The sequence below is a fragment of the Nocardiopsis sp. NPDC007018 genome (assembly GCF_040635075.1).
GTDB lineage: Bacteria > Actinomycetota > Actinomycetes > Streptosporangiales > Streptosporangiaceae > Nocardiopsis.
On sequence record NZ_JBEYHA010000061.1, the window covers coordinates 1 to 14767 of the forward strand.

The 14767-nt window shown below is 71.0% G+C and carries 13 protein-coding genes; 10 read left to right on the forward strand and 3 right to left on the reverse strand.

Going from position 1 to position 14767, the window contains the following annotated elements; all coding sequences use genetic code 11:
- Positions 1-111: 111 nt before the first annotated feature.
- The 3 genes from ABZ635_RS23640 to ABZ635_RS23650 all read right to left on the reverse strand — a co-directional run bounded on the left by ABZ635_RS23640 (position 112) and on the right by ABZ635_RS23650 (position 2730).
- The gene (locus ABZ635_RS23640; RefSeq protein WP_357768987.1) at positions 112-375 is read right to left on the reverse strand and encodes a hypothetical protein; all 264 of its coding nucleotides are present in this window, start codon (positions 373-375) and stop codon (positions 112-114) included.
- A 96-nt stretch (positions 376-471) separates the two neighbouring features.
- A complete protein-coding gene (locus tag ABZ635_RS23645) occupies positions 472-1344 on the reverse strand; it encodes a hypothetical protein (RefSeq protein WP_357768989.1) in 873 nt (290 codons plus the stop codon).
- Positions 1345-1461: 117 nt separating this feature from the next.
- Complete coding sequence (locus tag ABZ635_RS23650; protein ID WP_357768991.1) at positions 1462-2730, reverse strand: hypothetical protein; 1269 nt, start codon at positions 2728-2730, stop codon at positions 1462-1464.
- Between the two features lie 98 nt (positions 2731-2828).
- Here ABZ635_RS23650 and ABZ635_RS23655 point away from each other — a divergent pair, with 98 nt between their 5' ends.
- The 10 genes from ABZ635_RS23655 to ABZ635_RS23700 all read left to right on the forward strand — a co-directional run bounded on the left by ABZ635_RS23655 (position 2829) and on the right by ABZ635_RS23700 (position 14756).
- Positions 2829-4178: a folylpolyglutamate synthase/dihydrofolate synthase family protein gene (locus tag ABZ635_RS23655; protein ID WP_357768993.1), complete on the forward strand. Its 1350-nt coding sequence runs from the start codon at positions 2829-2831 to the stop codon at positions 4176-4178.
- Between the two features lie 51 nt (positions 4179-4229).
- Positions 4230-4598 carry a DUF4233 domain-containing protein gene (locus ABZ635_RS23660; protein WP_357768995.1) on the forward strand — a complete coding sequence of 123 codons (369 nt, stop codon included), beginning with the start codon at positions 4230-4232 and terminating at the stop codon, positions 4596-4598.
- Positions 4599-4807: 209 nt separating this feature from the next.
- Positions 4808-5212, forward strand: coding sequence for a nucleoside-diphosphate kinase (ndk, locus tag ABZ635_RS23665; RefSeq protein ID WP_357768997.1), 405 nt, complete (start codon positions 4808-4810; stop codon positions 5210-5212).
- 247 nt (positions 5213-5459) lie between these two features.
- The gene (locus ABZ635_RS23670; protein WP_026129377.1) at positions 5460-6494 is read left to right on the forward strand and encodes a rod shape-determining protein; all 1035 of its coding nucleotides are present in this window, start codon (positions 5460-5462) and stop codon (positions 6492-6494) included.
- A 1-nt stretch (position 6495) separates the two neighbouring features.
- Positions 6496-7395 (forward strand): rod shape-determining protein MreC, encoded by a 900-nt coding sequence (gene mreC, locus ABZ635_RS23675; protein WP_357768999.1) that lies wholly within the window; start codon positions 6496-6498, stop codon positions 7393-7395.
- Entirely contained in the window at positions 7392-7946 is a 555-nt protein-coding gene (gene mreD, locus ABZ635_RS23680) for a rod shape-determining protein MreD (protein ID WP_357769001.1), read from the forward strand. Before mreC ends, mreD begins: the two co-directional genes overlap by 4 nt.
- Before the next feature lie 3 nt (positions 7947-7949).
- Positions 7950-10082 (forward strand): penicillin-binding protein 2, encoded by a 2133-nt coding sequence (gene mrdA, locus ABZ635_RS23685; RefSeq protein WP_357769003.1) that lies wholly within the window; start codon positions 7950-7952, stop codon positions 10080-10082.
- The gene (gene rodA / locus ABZ635_RS23690; RefSeq protein WP_357769005.1) at positions 10082-11266 is read left to right on the forward strand and encodes a rod shape-determining protein RodA; all 1185 of its coding nucleotides are present in this window, start codon (positions 10082-10084) and stop codon (positions 11264-11266) included. Before mrdA ends, rodA begins: the two co-directional genes overlap by 1 nt.
- A gap of 152 nt (positions 11267-11418) precedes the next feature.
- Complete coding sequence (locus ABZ635_RS23695) at positions 11419-13356, forward strand: TIGR03960 family B12-binding radical SAM protein (RefSeq protein WP_357769007.1); 1938 nt, start codon at positions 11419-11421, stop codon at positions 13354-13356.
- Positions 13357-13973: 617 nt separating this feature from the next.
- Positions 13974-14756: a TIGR03936 family radical SAM-associated protein gene (locus ABZ635_RS23700; protein ID WP_357769031.1), complete on the forward strand. Its 783-nt coding sequence runs from the start codon at positions 13974-13976 to the stop codon at positions 14754-14756.
- Positions 14757-14767: the final 11 nt, after the last annotated feature.

The window sequence follows — 14767 nt, forward strand, 5'->3', positions numbered from 1 at the left end:
CGCGGCGGTGCGCGGGTGGTCGGAGGAGTTCAACCCGCAGACCCAGCCGGTCTACCGTCCCGGACGGTAGACCGGCGGTACGGGGCCGGGGAGGCTCTCCCCGGCCCCGCCTCAGTCGAAGAGGTCCTCGGGGCGGTCCACGGTGACCGCCGCGGGGACCCACTTCTCCAGGGTTCCCAGGTCGGTGCAGCGCCGGACGCGTTCACGAATCTCGTCCGAGACGGTGAACCCGCGCGCTTCCAGTACCGAGACGACACTGCGGGCGGCCTCCGCGGCACGGCCCTCCTCGAGCCCCGCCTCCCGGCCCTCTTCGCGGCCGATTCCGACGTACTTGCGGGCGAAGTCGCTCTGCCACTCGTAGGTCTCCACAGCCATCAAGCCCTCCAGCTCCTCACGGGCGGTCAGGTGAGCGAGCGACCTCAGAGGATCAGGGGCCGAGGCGCATCCCCCGGCCCCGTACCGTCGATCGCCTCAGTCGAAGAGGTCCTCGGGGCGGTCCACGGTGACCGCCGCGGGGACCCACTTCTCCAGGGTTCCCAGGTCGGTGCAGCGCCCGACGCGTTCACGAACCTCGTCCGAGACGGTGAACCCGCGCGCTTCCAGCACCGAGACGACACTGCGGGCGGCCTCCGCGGCACGGCCCTCTTCGAGCCCCTCTTCGCGGCCGATTCCGACGTACTTGCGGGCGAAGTCGCTCTGCCACTCGTAGGTCTCCACAGCCATCAAGCCCTCCAGCTCCTCACGGGCGGCCTCGTTGAGGCCGGACAGCACATAGTCATAGTAGAACGCCCGATGTCGCTCGGGCGTGGAATCCAGGGCCTCCACCACGGCACGCAGGGTGCGCGGATCGGTGTTCCCGTGCGCGTGGGCGGACAGGACGGACAGCTCGGGGAGTTCACGGGCCTGCTCGTCATGCGCGATCACCGGCATCCTGCTCGGGCCGACGGTCAGCGGAGCGAGGTCGAATCCGGGGTGCCCGGTGCGGATCGGGGCGGCGCACCAGCTCGCCAGGGCGTCCGTGGGACACAGGACCACCAGCAGGGTCGGGCACTCCAGCCGTGTGTGGAGGTTGACCAGGTAGGCGGGCCAGGTCAGACGTTTCTCCTTGTCGCGGCCGTTCTGGCGCTCGACCACCACCGCCATGACGTTCCGGGGCCCGTCACGCAGGACCACCGCGCCGTCGGCGTTGAGCTCCTTGGGATCGCAGTTGGTGAGTGCCGTGTGGGTGTTGACCACCTCGGTGTGGCGGGGGATCTCGAAACCCAGCGCCCGTACCAGCACGGGTGCCAGCGCGGGTTGGTTCTGCACGAGCCGCAGGGGGATCTCGTGCTCTCGTGTGGGCATACGGCTCCTCGGAGTTGAGGGTCCGAAGCGCGTGACGAATCACGGCATGGGACGACCAGGGGTGACCAAGGGTGATTCTGGTGCCACGGCCGGATTCGTGCGGGAAGTTCGAGAGGGCTATGCGGTATGCGGGTCGAAGAGGCGGTCGGTGGGGGCGTCGAGGACCTCCGTCATACGGCCCGTGAAGTAGACCGTGCCCAGGGCCACGACCCGGCCTCCCAGTGCCGAGACGGTCGCCGGGGACAGGTCCTCGGCGCGGACCCGGCCCCAGTGGTCGGGCAGGGCGTGGTCGAAGCGCAGGTGCTCCTCGGGCAGGCGGACGGCGGTCACCGCCACCCCGCGCAGGGCCTCGACCGCTCCGGAGACGTCCTTGTGGTCGGGCAGGCACAACAGCACGTGGTCGACGCCGCCCCACAGGTCGCGGGCGTACGCCAGAGCGGCCGCCACCCCCACACGGTCGATCGCCGAGTCCACCACCACCTCGGTCGACGAACCCGGCACGGTGTGCCGCGACAGTCTGGCGGGCAGGCGCACCGAACCCAGCACCGCGTGGAGCCGTTCCCGGTCGGCCGGTGGACGCCCGAACAGTTCCAGGGCCCGGGCGGCCGCCGCTGTGCCCAGCACGCCGTTGGCGGCGGACAGGCCGCGCGGGCGCAGGCGCTCGGGCGGTTCCTCGGCGGTCGCCGGGTCCACGACCTCCGGTGACAGGCGCCCCCCGGTGACCTCGGAGAGCGTCCCGGCCACCACGGGCGCGGCCTCGGGGCCCTGGGGCAGGGTCACCAGCGCCCGGGTGCGATCGGGGTGCACCACCCGGGTCTTCTCGCGCGCGATCTCCGCCACCGTGTCGCCGAGCACCCCCACGTGCTCCGCGAAGACCATGCCCAGCGCCACCACGTCCGGGGTCAGCAGGCGCAGCTCGTCCCGGTACCCGCCCATGCCCGCCTCCAGGACGCAGACGTCCGCGCCCACCGCGCGGGCGTGCAGCAACCCGGCCACCAGGAACAATCCGCTCGGTGCCAGGTAGCCGCCGCTCTCCTCGGGGGAGGGCAGGGCGCGGCGCGCCGCCTCCACCGTCAGACCGAGGGAGCCGAGCTCGTCGTCGGAGACCGACGCCCCGTCCACCCGTACCCGCTCCCGGTACCCCCGGAAGCTCGGACCCGTCACCAGGACGGTCCGCAGACCCGCGGCGGACAGCGCGGCCGCGGCGTAGGTGGCGGTGCTCCCCTTGCCCTTGGACCCCACCACTCCGAGCACGGGAAGGGGAACCGGGTCCAGGTGCAGCACGGACAGGAGGGCGGACGCGCGGTCCGGGTCGCGGCGCTGTCCGGGGCGGCGCCCCGCCCACTCGGAGAAGAAGGGTGCGACGTTCGGGTCGAAGCTGGGCATGCCTCCCAGTATGGGCCGTGCCATGCCCGACCCCGCATCCGAGCCCAGGTGGGGCCGCGTAGACTGGCGCGGGTGTACACCCCGACCACCGAGACGCCGTGAGTGGCGCGGGCGCCCATGAGCGCTACGCCGAGGTCACCGCGGAGATTCTCTCCCGCGCTCCCGAATCCGACATCGACCCCACGCTGGACCGTGTCCGCACCGTCCTGGACCTGCTGGGCGACCCGCACCGCAACTTCCGCGTCGTCCACGTCACCGGGACCAACGGCAAGACGTCCACCGCCCGCATGATCGACGCGCTCGTGCGTGGCCGGGGCCTGCGGGTGGGCCGCTACACCAGCCCCCACCTGCGGACGGTGCGCGAACGCATCGTGGTCGACGGCGAGCCGATCTCGCAGGAGCGGTTCGTCGAGGCCTACGACGACATCCGGCCGTACGTGGAGATGGCCGACCAGATGAGCGACGTCCGCCTGTCGTTCTTCGAGATCCTCACCGTGATGGCCTACGCCGTGTTCGCCGACGCTCCCGTGGACGTCGCGGTGGTGGAGGTCGGCATGGGCGGCAGCTGGGACGCGACCAACGTCGTCGACGGCGACGTCGCCGTCATCACGCCGATCGGCATCGACCACACCGAGTACCTGCCCGACACCCTCGACGGCATCGCGGAGGAGAAGGCGGGCATCGTCAAGCCCGGCTCGGTCACCGTGATGGCGCAGCAGCCGCTGCCCGCCGCCGAGGTCGTGCTCCGACACGCTTCTGAGGTCGGTTCCACGGTGGCCCGTGAGGGCCTGGAGTTCGGTGTGGCCTCCCGTGAGGTCGCCGTGGGTGGTCAGCAGATCGCCGTCAAGGGCCTCACCGGCACCTACGAGAACCTGTTCCTGCCGTTGTTCGGCGAGCACCAGGCCAGCAACGCGGCGGTCGCCATCGCGGCGGTCGAGGCCTTTTCCGCCTCCGAGGACGCGGCGGGGCTCGACCCCGTCATCGTCGGCGAGGCCCTGGCGGGGATCGACTCCCCGGGCCGTATGGAGGTCGTGCGCACCAGTCCGACGGTGATCGCCGACGCCGCGCACAACCCGGCGGGCATGATCGCCACGGTGGCGGCGGTGGAGGAGGCCTTCTCCTTCTCCCGGCTGGTCGGCGTGGTCGCGATCATGGCCGACAAGGACGTCGAGGGTGTTCTGGAGCCCCTGGAACCACTGCTCGACGAGATCGTGGTCACCCGCAACTCCTCACCGCGTTCCCTCGACCCGGAGCAGCTGGCCGCCGTGGCGGCACAGGTCTTCGGCGAGGACCGCGTGCACCTGGCCGCCCGGCTCGACGACGCCATCGACCGGGCCGTGGGCCTGGCCGAGGAGGGCGGTGAGTTCGGCGGGGTCGGCGTGCTGGTCACCGGTTCGGTCGTCACCTCCGGAGACGCCGTCCACCTGCTGCGGGGTTCGGGCGAGTAGGGACCCACGGGGTTCCGGGGGCCGGTAATCCACTGACGAAGGGAGAACGCCGTGCGCACACTCTGCGCCGTAGTCCTCGTGTTCGAGGTCATCGTGATCGGTCTGGCGATTCCCATCGCCATCAATCTTGAGGGCGCCGACCCCGCCGTGGCGGGCGGGGTCTGGGGCGGCATGGCGCTGGCCGCCCTGGTGCTGTCCGGCCTCCAGAGGCACACCTGGGCGCACTACGCGGCGTGGGTGCTCCAGGCCGCGTTCCTGTTCAGCTCCTTCATGGTCACCGGTGCTCCGCTGGTCGCGATCGTGTTCGTGTCCCTGTGGGTGACGGGTGTGATCATGGGGCGCAGGGTCGACGCGCTGCGCGAGGCCCACGCGGAGCGCGCCGCCCGCGAGGAGGGCGCCGGTATCGGCGGGGCGGTCTAGGGATCGGTCCTCCCACCGCGACCGGGGTGCAAACGCGATAGTGTGACGCACGTCCGGGCAGACGGGCGGACCCGCACGGCGGACCGTTCCCCCGCCTCGTCCCCGAGGCCCGGGCACACACCCGTTCACCCCACCGCGTGCGTACGCCGCCTCGGCCCCCGGGCCCGCGCGCGCCACGCGGGGGTCCCCAGTGAGGAGTTGAAACGCACGTGGAGCGCACTCTCGTTCTCATCAAGCCCGACGGTGTCCGCCGCAACATCGTCGGTGAGGTCATCTCGCGTATCGAGCGCAAGGGCCTGCACCTGGTCGCGATGGAGCTGCGGACGCTCGACGCCGACACCGCCCGGACGCACTACGAGGAGCACGCCTCGCGTCCGTTCTTCGACTCGCTGGTGGAGTTCATCACCGGCGGCCCGCTGGTCGCGATGGTGGTCGAGGGCGAGCGCGCCATCGAGGCCTTCCGCGCCCTGGCCGGTGCCACCGACCCGGTGACGGCCGCCCCCGGCACGATCCGCGGCGACTTCGCCCTGGAGGTGCAGAAGAACATCGTGCACGGGTCGGACTCCACCTACTCGGCCGAGCGCGAGATCAAGCTGTTCTTCCCCGGCCTCTAGGCCGGTGAGCCACGGGGGCGGCGCGGGACCGCGCGCCCTAGGCTGGGTGTCCCGGGTGCGTCCGCGCCCCGGGACACCTTTCTTTCCTCACCCTTGTCCGGCGACGAGGCAACAATTCGGTGTGTTTGCGTAACGGACTAAGTGCCGACCGTTACGATGCGGGGGACTGGATACCTAACGTGCTGGAACGACCACGTATGGTCGTGAGGCACGTCCCCGCCCGACACGGCGCCTCTGAGGACGTTACATGCCGAACAACCTTGCATTTCTCGGCCGGGACATGGCCGTAGACCTTGGTACCGCCAACACACTCGTGTACGTACGCGGACGCGGCATCGTCCTGAACGAGCCGTCGGTGGTCGCGCTCAACACCTCGACCGGCAAGATCGTGGCGGTCGGTATCGAGGCCAAGCAGATGATCGGCCGCACACCCACCAACATCACCGCGATCCGGCCCCTCAAGGACGGCGTCATCGCCGACTTCGAGGTCACCGAGCGCATGCTGCGGTACTTCATCCAGAAGATCCACCGCCGCCGCCACTTCGCCAAGCCCCGCATCATCGTCGCGGTCCCGAGCGGCATCACCTCGGTCGAACACCGCGCGGTCAAGGAAGCGGGCTACCAGGCCGGTGCGCGCCGCGTCTACATCATCGAGGAGCCCATGGCCGCGGCGATCGGCGCCGGGCTCCCCGTCCACGAGCCCACCGGCAACATGGTCGTCGACATCGGCGGCGGCACCACCGAGGTGGCCGTCATCTCCATGGGCGGCATCGTCACCTCCCAGTCCATCCGGGTGGGCGGCGACGAACTCGACCAGGCGATCATGACCTTCATCAAGAAGGAGTACTCCCTGATGATCGGGGAGCGCACCGCCGAGGAGCTCAAGCTGGCCATCGGCTCCGCCTACCCGACCGGGGCCGAGGAGCTGCACGCCGAGGTACGCGGCCGCGACCTCATCAGCGGCCTGCCCAAGACCATCGTGCTGTCCGAGTCCGACGTGCGCCAGGCCATCGAGGAACCGGTCACGGCGATCATCGACGCCGTCCGCACCAGCCTCGACAAGTGCCCGCCCGAGCTGTCCGGCGACATCATGGACCGGGGCGTGGCGGTCACCGGCGGCGGCGCCCTGCTGCGCGGACTGGACGACCGCCTGCTGCACGAGACCGGGATGCCCATCCACGTCGCGGACAACGCCCTCGACTCGGTCGCGGTGGGTTCGGGCACCTGCGTGGAGAACTACGAACGCCTCCACCAGGTCCTCGTTCCGGAACGGCGGCGCTGACATGCTCCGCGACTCCTCGCGGTCCCGGCTGTGCCTCGCCCTGCTGGTCGCGGCCGCCGTGGTGCTGATGGTCCTGGACTCACGAGCCGGGAACAACCAGGTCCTGTCGATGGCCCGGGGCGGCGGCGAACTCGTCTTCTCCCCGGTCGCCGCCGGTGTCGGCCTGGTGGCCGGACCCGCCACGACGTTCTACGAGGGCGTGAGTCAGGGGCCCGAGGCGGCCGCCCGGATCTCCGAGCTGGAGGCCGCCAACGCCGAGCTGGAGGCCGAACTCCAGGCCGCGCGCGTCGACGACGACCGCGCCGAGCAGCTCGACGAGCTCCTGCACCTGTCCGGGCTGGGCGGCTACGAGGTCGTCCCGGCCCAGGCCGTCACCCGCACCACCGCCCAGGGCTACGCCCACACCATCACCATCGACGCGGGCACCGACTCCGGCATCCGCGCCGACATGACCGTCGTCAGCGGGGGAGGGCTGGTCGGGCGGGTGATCGAGGCCGGTCCCCGGCTCGCCACCGTCAAGCTCGTCACCGACGTCAACTCGACGGTCGGCGCGCGGCTGGAGCAGACCCGCAAGATCGGCGCGATCAGCGGCGGCAGCGTCCCGGGCGGACCCGAGGCGGACCTCACCCTGGAGCTGTTCGACATGGAGGCGCCCATCGACGAGGGCGACCGCGTGGTCACCCTCGGTTCGCACGACGGTGCGCCGTTCGTCCCGGGAGTGCCGATCGGCACCGTCGAGGAGGTGCACGTGGCGCCCGGCGCGCTGAGCCGTATCGCCCGGATCGTTCCGGCCGTGGACTTCGCGTCCCTGGATGTGGTGGGCGTGGTGGTCTCCGGTCCGGCCGAGGACCCGCGCGACTCCGTGCTCCCGGCCAAGCCCGACCCCAAGGAGGACAAGTGAAGGGCGCAGCGACCCTGCTCCTCGTGGCCGTCGCGGTGCTCGCCCAGGCCACCATCGTCAACCGCCTGCCCTTCGAGTGGGGGCCCGACCTCGTCCTCGCGGCCGTGGTCGGCGTCGCTCTGACCACCCGCCCCGCTGCGGCCGCCGGGTGCGGGTTCGCGGCCGGGCTGGCCATGGACCTGCTGCCGCCGGCCGAACACCCGTTGGGTCGCTACGCCCTCGTTCTGTGCGTGGCCGCCTACCTCGTCTCGCTGCTGCGCGCCAACACGGGGCTGGGCGGGGCGGCGGGCAGCGTGGTCGCGCCCCTGACCGCCCTGGTCGTCGCCGCCGTCGCGGCGGTGGGTACGGGCCTGGCCTACGCGGCCCTCGGCTACCTGGCGGGAGACGGCAACGTCACGCTCGGCGCGGTCGTCGCCCAGGTCGGGTTCGGCGCCCTGCTGACCGGCCTGTTCGCCGTGGTCGTCACACTGCCCGTGCTGTGGGTGCGCTTCGCGCTCTCCGAGAGCGACTTCGCCACCATCCAGGGACCCACGTCGCTGGGCGGGTGGTGACCGGTGCGCAAGCCACCCACCGATCCCGCGCTTCCCGGTCGCAAGCTCGGCTGGTTCGGTCTCTTCCTGGCCCAGTTCCTGGTCCTGGCCCTCTTCGCGGTCCTGGTCGCCCGGCTCTGGTACCTCCAGGTGCCCATGGCCGACCACTACCGCGAGCTCGCCGTGTCCAACCACCACCAGGAACTGGTCGTCCCGGCCACACGGGGCCAGATCCTCGACTCCAGCGGCCGTGTCGTGGTCAGCAACAAGACCCAGCTCCTGGTCTCGGCCGACTACCACGAGCTCCAGCGGATGAAGGACGGCGGGGAGAGGGTCCTCAGCGACCTCTCCGGCATCCTCGACATCCCCTTGGAGGAGCTTCAGCAGCGGATGCGCCTGTGCGGGCCCGAGGTGCAGCGCCCCTGCTGGCCCGGATCGCCCTACCAGCCCGTCACCCTCGCCGAGGACGTCGAGGGAGCGCTGGCGCTCCAGATCATGGAACGCGCGGACGACTTCCCCGGGATCACCGCCCAGGCCCAGGCCGTGCGTGAGTACCCCTACGGTGCACACGCGGGCCAGATGCTCGGCTACCTCCAGCCCGTCACACAGGAGGAGCTGGAGGCCCGGGAGGAGCTGCGCACCCAGTTCACCGGGATCGACATGGTGGGCCGGGACGGCCTGGAGGCCGTCTACGACAAGGAGCTGCGCGGCAACGCCGGACTGCGCACCCTGGGGGTGAACAACCACGGCGAGATCATGGACGTGATCTCCGACAGCCTGCCCGAGGCGGGCATGCACCTGGTCACGCACATGGACATGAACGTCCAGAAGGTCGCTGAGGAGGCCCTGGCCAGGGGTATGGAGGGCGCGCGGCCCAAGTACAAGGCCGACTCGGGCGCCGCCGTGGTCCTGGACGTCACCAACGGCGGGGTCGTGGCCATGGCCAGCATGCCCACCTACGACCCCACCATCTGGGACGGCGGTATCGACCAGGAGACCTTCGACGCCATGCTCAGCGAGGAGGCCGGTGAGCCGCTGCTCTCCCGCGCCGTCCAGGGCACCTACCCGCCCGGGTCCACCTTCAAGGTGTCGTCGCTCTCCGCCGCCGTCGAGAACGGGTACCAGCTGCGCAGCACCTACGCCTGCCCGGGTTCGGTGACCCTGGCCGGGCAGAGCTACGAGAACTACGCGGGCGCGGGCCAGGGCAGCATCACCCTGAAGCAGGCGATCATCGCCTCCTGCAACACCGTGTTCTACAACTTCGGCTACCAGATGTGGTCCAAGGACGGCGGGCTCCACCCGGACGGCGAACCCGAGGAGGCCATGGCGAACATGGCGCGCGGGTACGGGTTCGGCACGCCCACCGGTGTCGACCTGCCGTACGAGACGGGCGGCCGCATCCCGGACCGGGAGTGGAAGCGCACCTTCTGGGAGGAGACCCGGGAGGCCAACTGCGCCCGGGCCGAGTCCGGGTACCCGGACATCGCCGAGAGCGACCCGTCCCAGGCCGCCTACCTCAAGCAGCTCGCCTACGAGCACTGTGTGGAGGGCTTCGAGTGGCGGGCCAGCGAGGCGATCAACTTCGCGATCGGCCAGGGCGACGTCCTCGTCAGCCCGCTCCAGCTGGCCAGCGCCTACGCGTCCATCGCCAACGGCGGCACCCTGTACGAACCGCGCGTGGCCAAGGCCATGGTCGCCGCGGACGGTTCCCGGGTCGAGGAGATCGAGCCGGTGGTCAAGAACGAGGTGCCGGTCAGTGACGAGACCATCAAGTACCTCCAGGAGGCCCTGGCCGAGGTGACCACGTCCGGTACGGGCGGCGGCGCCTTCTCCAGCTTCCCGCAGGACCAGGTCGCCGTCGCGGGCAAGACGGGTAGCGCGGACGCGCAGGGCCGCCAGGTGTCGTCCTGGTTCGCCTCCTACGCGCCGGTCGACGACCCGCAGTACGCCGTCGTCGTCCTGGTGTCCCAGGGCGGTACCGGTGGTGAGACCGCCGCGCCGATCGCCCGTGAGATCTACGAGGGCCTCTACGGGTTCTCGTCCTCCGGGGACACCGAGGACGTGAAGCGGGGCGAACCGCTCCTGCCCGGCGGCAAGCCGCACACCGACCTTCCCGTCGTCCGTCCGGACGGTTCCATCGAGACGCTGGAGCCCTGATGATCACGAACATGGGCGGTCCGCCCCGGCGCCGACACGACCTGGGGCGGACGCTGAGCTCGGCGGCGGGCGGGGCCCGCCGCCTCGACTGGGTCCTGTTCGGCTCCGTACTGGCACTGGCCGGGATCGGCTCGCTGCTGGTGTGGTCGGCGACCCTTCCGGGGGACGGCGGCAACCCCCTGGACTCCGTCGACCAGCTCGTGCGCCACCTGGTGCACCTGGGCGTGGCGGCGGCGGTGTGCCTGCTGGTAGCCGCCGTGGACTACCGGACGACGCGCGCGTACGCGCCGATCGTCTACGCGGTCACGGTGGTCTCGCTGGTCCTGGTGCTCACCCCGCTGGGCGCGGTGATCAACGGTTCGCGCGGGTGGATCGTGATCGGCGGCTTCCAGTTCCAGCCCAGCGAGCTGGCCAAGGTCGGTCTGATCCTGGTGCTGGCCACACTGCTCGGTGAGCCCCGGGACGGCGAGACCCGGCCGATGACCCGGGATGTGCTCTACTGCCTGCTGGTGGTGGCGGTCCCACTCGGGCTCGTGATGCTCCAGCCCGACCTGGGCACCAGCCTGGTCCTGTGCGCGATCTTCCTCGGCATGCTGTCGCTGTCGGGAGCTCCGGTGGTGTGGGTGGCCGGGATGCTCTCCACCGGGGCGCTCGGGGCGCTGGCCGTGTGGTGGTTCGACCTGTTGGAGCCCTACCAGGTGGACCGGATCGCCACCCTCATGGACCCGGCGGCCGACCCGCAGGGCGCGGGCTACAACTCGGCGCAGGCGTTGATCGCGGTGGGGTCGGGCGGTTTCGAGGGCACCGGGTTGTTCCAGGGGGAGCAGACCCACGGCCGGTTCGTCCCCGAGCAGCACACCGACTTCATCTTCACGGTGGCGGGGGAGGAGCTGGGGTTCGTCGGCGCCGCGGTCATCATCGCGCTGTTCGCCGTGGTCATCTGGCGGGTCCTGCGGATCGCCCGGGGGTGCGACCAGCCCTACCCGCGACTGCTGTGCGTGGGCGTGGCGACGTGGTTCGGGTTCCAGTCCTTCATCAACATCGGTATGGGGCTGGGCATCCTGCCGGTCACCGGTCTGCCGCTGCCCTTCGTCTCCTACGGCGGTACGGCGATCGTCGCGAACATGTTCGCCCTCGGTCTGGTGCTGAGCGTCAACTCGCGCGACCGCGGCTTCGAGTTCTGACCGCCGGGCACCGCCCGTCGCCCGGCGGTCCGGCGCGTGCCCCGGACGGTGCCCCCACCCGGGGCACGCGGACACCGTCGCCGGGCCGGGCGAGGGGGCTAACCTGGGGAGATCAAGCCAGACACGATGTCCGCCGATCGAAGGCCCACACCATGTCCGTCGACAGCCTCTTCCCGCGCCTCGAAGCCCTGCTTCCCCAGGTGAGCAAGCCGATCCAGTACGTGGGCGGTGAGCTCAACTCGGTGGTCAAGCCCTGGGAGTCCGCGCGGGTGCGCTGGGCGCTGATGTACCCGGACGCCTACGAGGTGGGCGTGCCCAACCAGGGCGTGCAGATCCTGTACGAGGTCCTCAACGAGCGCGAGGACGTCCTGGCCGAGCGCGCGTACGCGGTCTGGCCGGACATGGAACGGCTGATGCGCGAGCACGGGGTCCCGCACTTCACGGTGGACTCCCACCGGCCGATCCGCGCCTTCGACGTGCTAGGGATGAGTTTCTCCAGCGAGATGGGCTACACCAACATGCTCACCGCGCTGGACCTGGCGGGGATCGCGCGCCGGTCCGCGGACCGCACGGACGAGGACCCGGTGGTGCTGGCCGGGGGCCACTCGGCGTTCAACCCCGAGCCCATCGCCGACTTCCTGGACGCCGTGGTGCTGGGTGACGGCGAGGAGATCACGCTCGCCATCACGGAGATCATCCGCGAGTTCAAGGACGAGGGCTCGCCCGGGGGCCGCGACGGGCTCCTGCTGCGCCTGGCCGCCACCGGCGGCGTGTACGTGCCGCGCTTCTACGACGTGTCCTACCACGACGACGGACGGATCGCCGGGTACGCGCCCAACCGCCCCGGGGTGCCGGACACCGTACAGAAGCACACCGTCATGGACCTCGACCAGTGGCCGTACCCGAAGCGGCCCATCGTCCCCACGGCGGAGTCCGTGCACGAGCGGTACAGCGTGGAGATCTTCCGGGGGTGCACGCGCGGCTGCCGGTTCTGCCAGGCCGGGATGATCACCCGTCCGGTGCGCGAACGCAACCAGGAGACCGTCCAGAGGATGGTGGAGGAGGGCGTGCGGGCCTCCGGCTTCCAGGAGGTCGGCCTGCTCTCGCTCTCCAGCGCGGACCACAGTGAGATCGGCGATATCGCCAAGAACCTGGCCGACCACTACGAGGGCACCAACACCGGCCTGTCCCTGCCCTCCACCCGCGTGGACGCCTTCAACATCGACCTGGCCAACGAGCTCACCCGCAACGGGCGCCGCTCCGGGCTGACGTTCGCCCCCGAGGGCGGCAGCGAGCGCATGCGGCGGGTCATCAACAAGATGGTCACCGAGGAGGACCTCGTCCGCACCGTCACCGCCGCCTACGCGGCCGGGTGGCGCCAGGTGAAGCTGTACTTCATGTGCGGGCTGCCCACCGAGGAGGACGAGGACGTCCTGGCCATCGCCGACCTGGCCGCCGAGGTGATCCGGGTCGGGCGCGAGGTCACCGGCCGCAAGGACATCCGGTGCACGGTCTCGATCGGTGGGTTCGTGCCCAAGCCGCAGACGCCGTTCCAGTGGGCCGCCCAGACCTCCCACCAGGAGGTGGACGCCCGGCTGCGCAAGCTCCGCGACCGGCTCCGCGGCGACCGCCGGTACGGGAAGTCCATCGGGTTGCGCTACCACGAGGGGCGCCCGTCGATCATGGAGGGCCTGCTCTCCCGGGGCGACCGCAGGGTCGGCCGGGTCGTGGAGGAGGTGTGGCGGGCGGGCGGCCGGTTCGACGGCTGGAGCGAACACTTCTCCTACGACCGCTGGATGGGGGCGGCGCGGACCGGTCTGGCCGGAACCGGCGTGGACGTGGACTGGTTCACCACCCGCGAGCGCGACGAGGACGAGGTCCTGCCCTGGGACCACCTGGACGCCGGGCTGGACCGTTCGTGGCTCTGGCAGGACTGGCAGGACTCCCTGCACGGCGAGGAGTCCCTGGAGATCGACGACTGCCGCTGGAACCCCTGCTACGACTGCGGTGTGTGCCCCACGATGGGCACGGAGATCCAGATCAACGACCAGGCCGGGGGGCGCCCCATGCTGCCGCTGAGCGTGCTCTGAGACGAAGGAACGGGGCCGGTCCCGCCGGGGGTGGGACCGGCCCCTCGCGTGGGGTGCGGGGCCCGTGCGCACGGAGGCAGAACCGGGACAACCGGGGCGATCGGTGTGCACCGGGGGGAAAGGGAGTAGGATTCGCGCTCCGGGCGCTCTCCGCCGTGTGGCTCGACCCCGTCGTGCCGATGGCACCGGGGGAGTGTCCGGGAAGGAAGGTGTACGGCCCGGCGCCCCGCTCGCGCCGGGCCGTACGTGAAGTAAGACTCGCGGGGGGTCCCGGGGGTTGCCACGGTTGCGGGATTTCTTTGGATTTTTTTTCCGGACCCCTGTGTTCTCGTGGTGAACGCCGGTTCGGAAGTTCGCTCGGACCCGGTCGGGACTTTTCGATCGGGGGCGGTCGGGGGAGGTACCGGTATGCGTGTCCCGTTGGCGCGTGCGCACTTCGGCGCACCGTACGCTGAACAGGACGAGGAACAGCCCCTGAGGGCCGCCGCGGGCGGCCCGGTTCCAAGGGGGCACTGAGGAAAGGAGTTGAGCTGCCCCCCGCACACGAGGGCACCACCTCACCCTCCACCGCCAACCCCGGTCAGAGGTTGCGCGTGCGCTACGCCAAGCGCGGCCGCATGCGCTTCGCCAGCCACCGGGACATCGCCCGGGCACTGGAGAGAGCCCTGCGCAGGGCCTCGGTACCCGTGGCCTTCTCCGCTGGCTTCTCACCGCACCCCAAGGTCTCCTACACCGGCGCGGCCCCGACCGGGGTCGCCAGCGAGGCGGAGTACCTTGAGCTCACCCTGGCCGAGGCCCGCCGTCCCGACCAGGTCAGGACCGCGATCGACGCGGCGATGCCCGAGGGGATCGACGTGGTCGAGGTCGTCGAGGCCCGGACTCCGGGCCTGGCCGAACGGCTGGAGGCCTCCGAGTGGCGCGTGGAGATGGCGGACGTCGACCCCGACGACGCCGCCAAGGCGGTGGCCACCTACCTGGCCGCCGAGAGCGTCGAGGTGGAACGGATGACGAAGAAGGGCCGGCGCCGCTTCGACACCCGCCCGGCCGTCCTCGACATCGACGTATGTCGCGCATCCCACGGGCGCGTCCCTGGGGACCGACACGCGACATATGCCATACTTCGAATGGTCATACGGCACACGACACCTGCTGTACGACCAGACGACGTGCTGACCGGCCTCCGCCATCTGGCCGACCTCGCGCCGCCGTCATCACCGACGATGACCAGGCTGGCGCAGGGGCCACTGGACGAGGCGACAGGTGTGATCGCTGATCCGTTCGACGCGGACCGACCCGAAGCTGCCGCGACAGGGAGCACCGGGGCCGCGCACGACCAGACGAACGATCGACGCACCCGCTCACCACGGACGTCACCGCCCATGGCGGGTCCTTCGACATGAAGGGCCCCGAA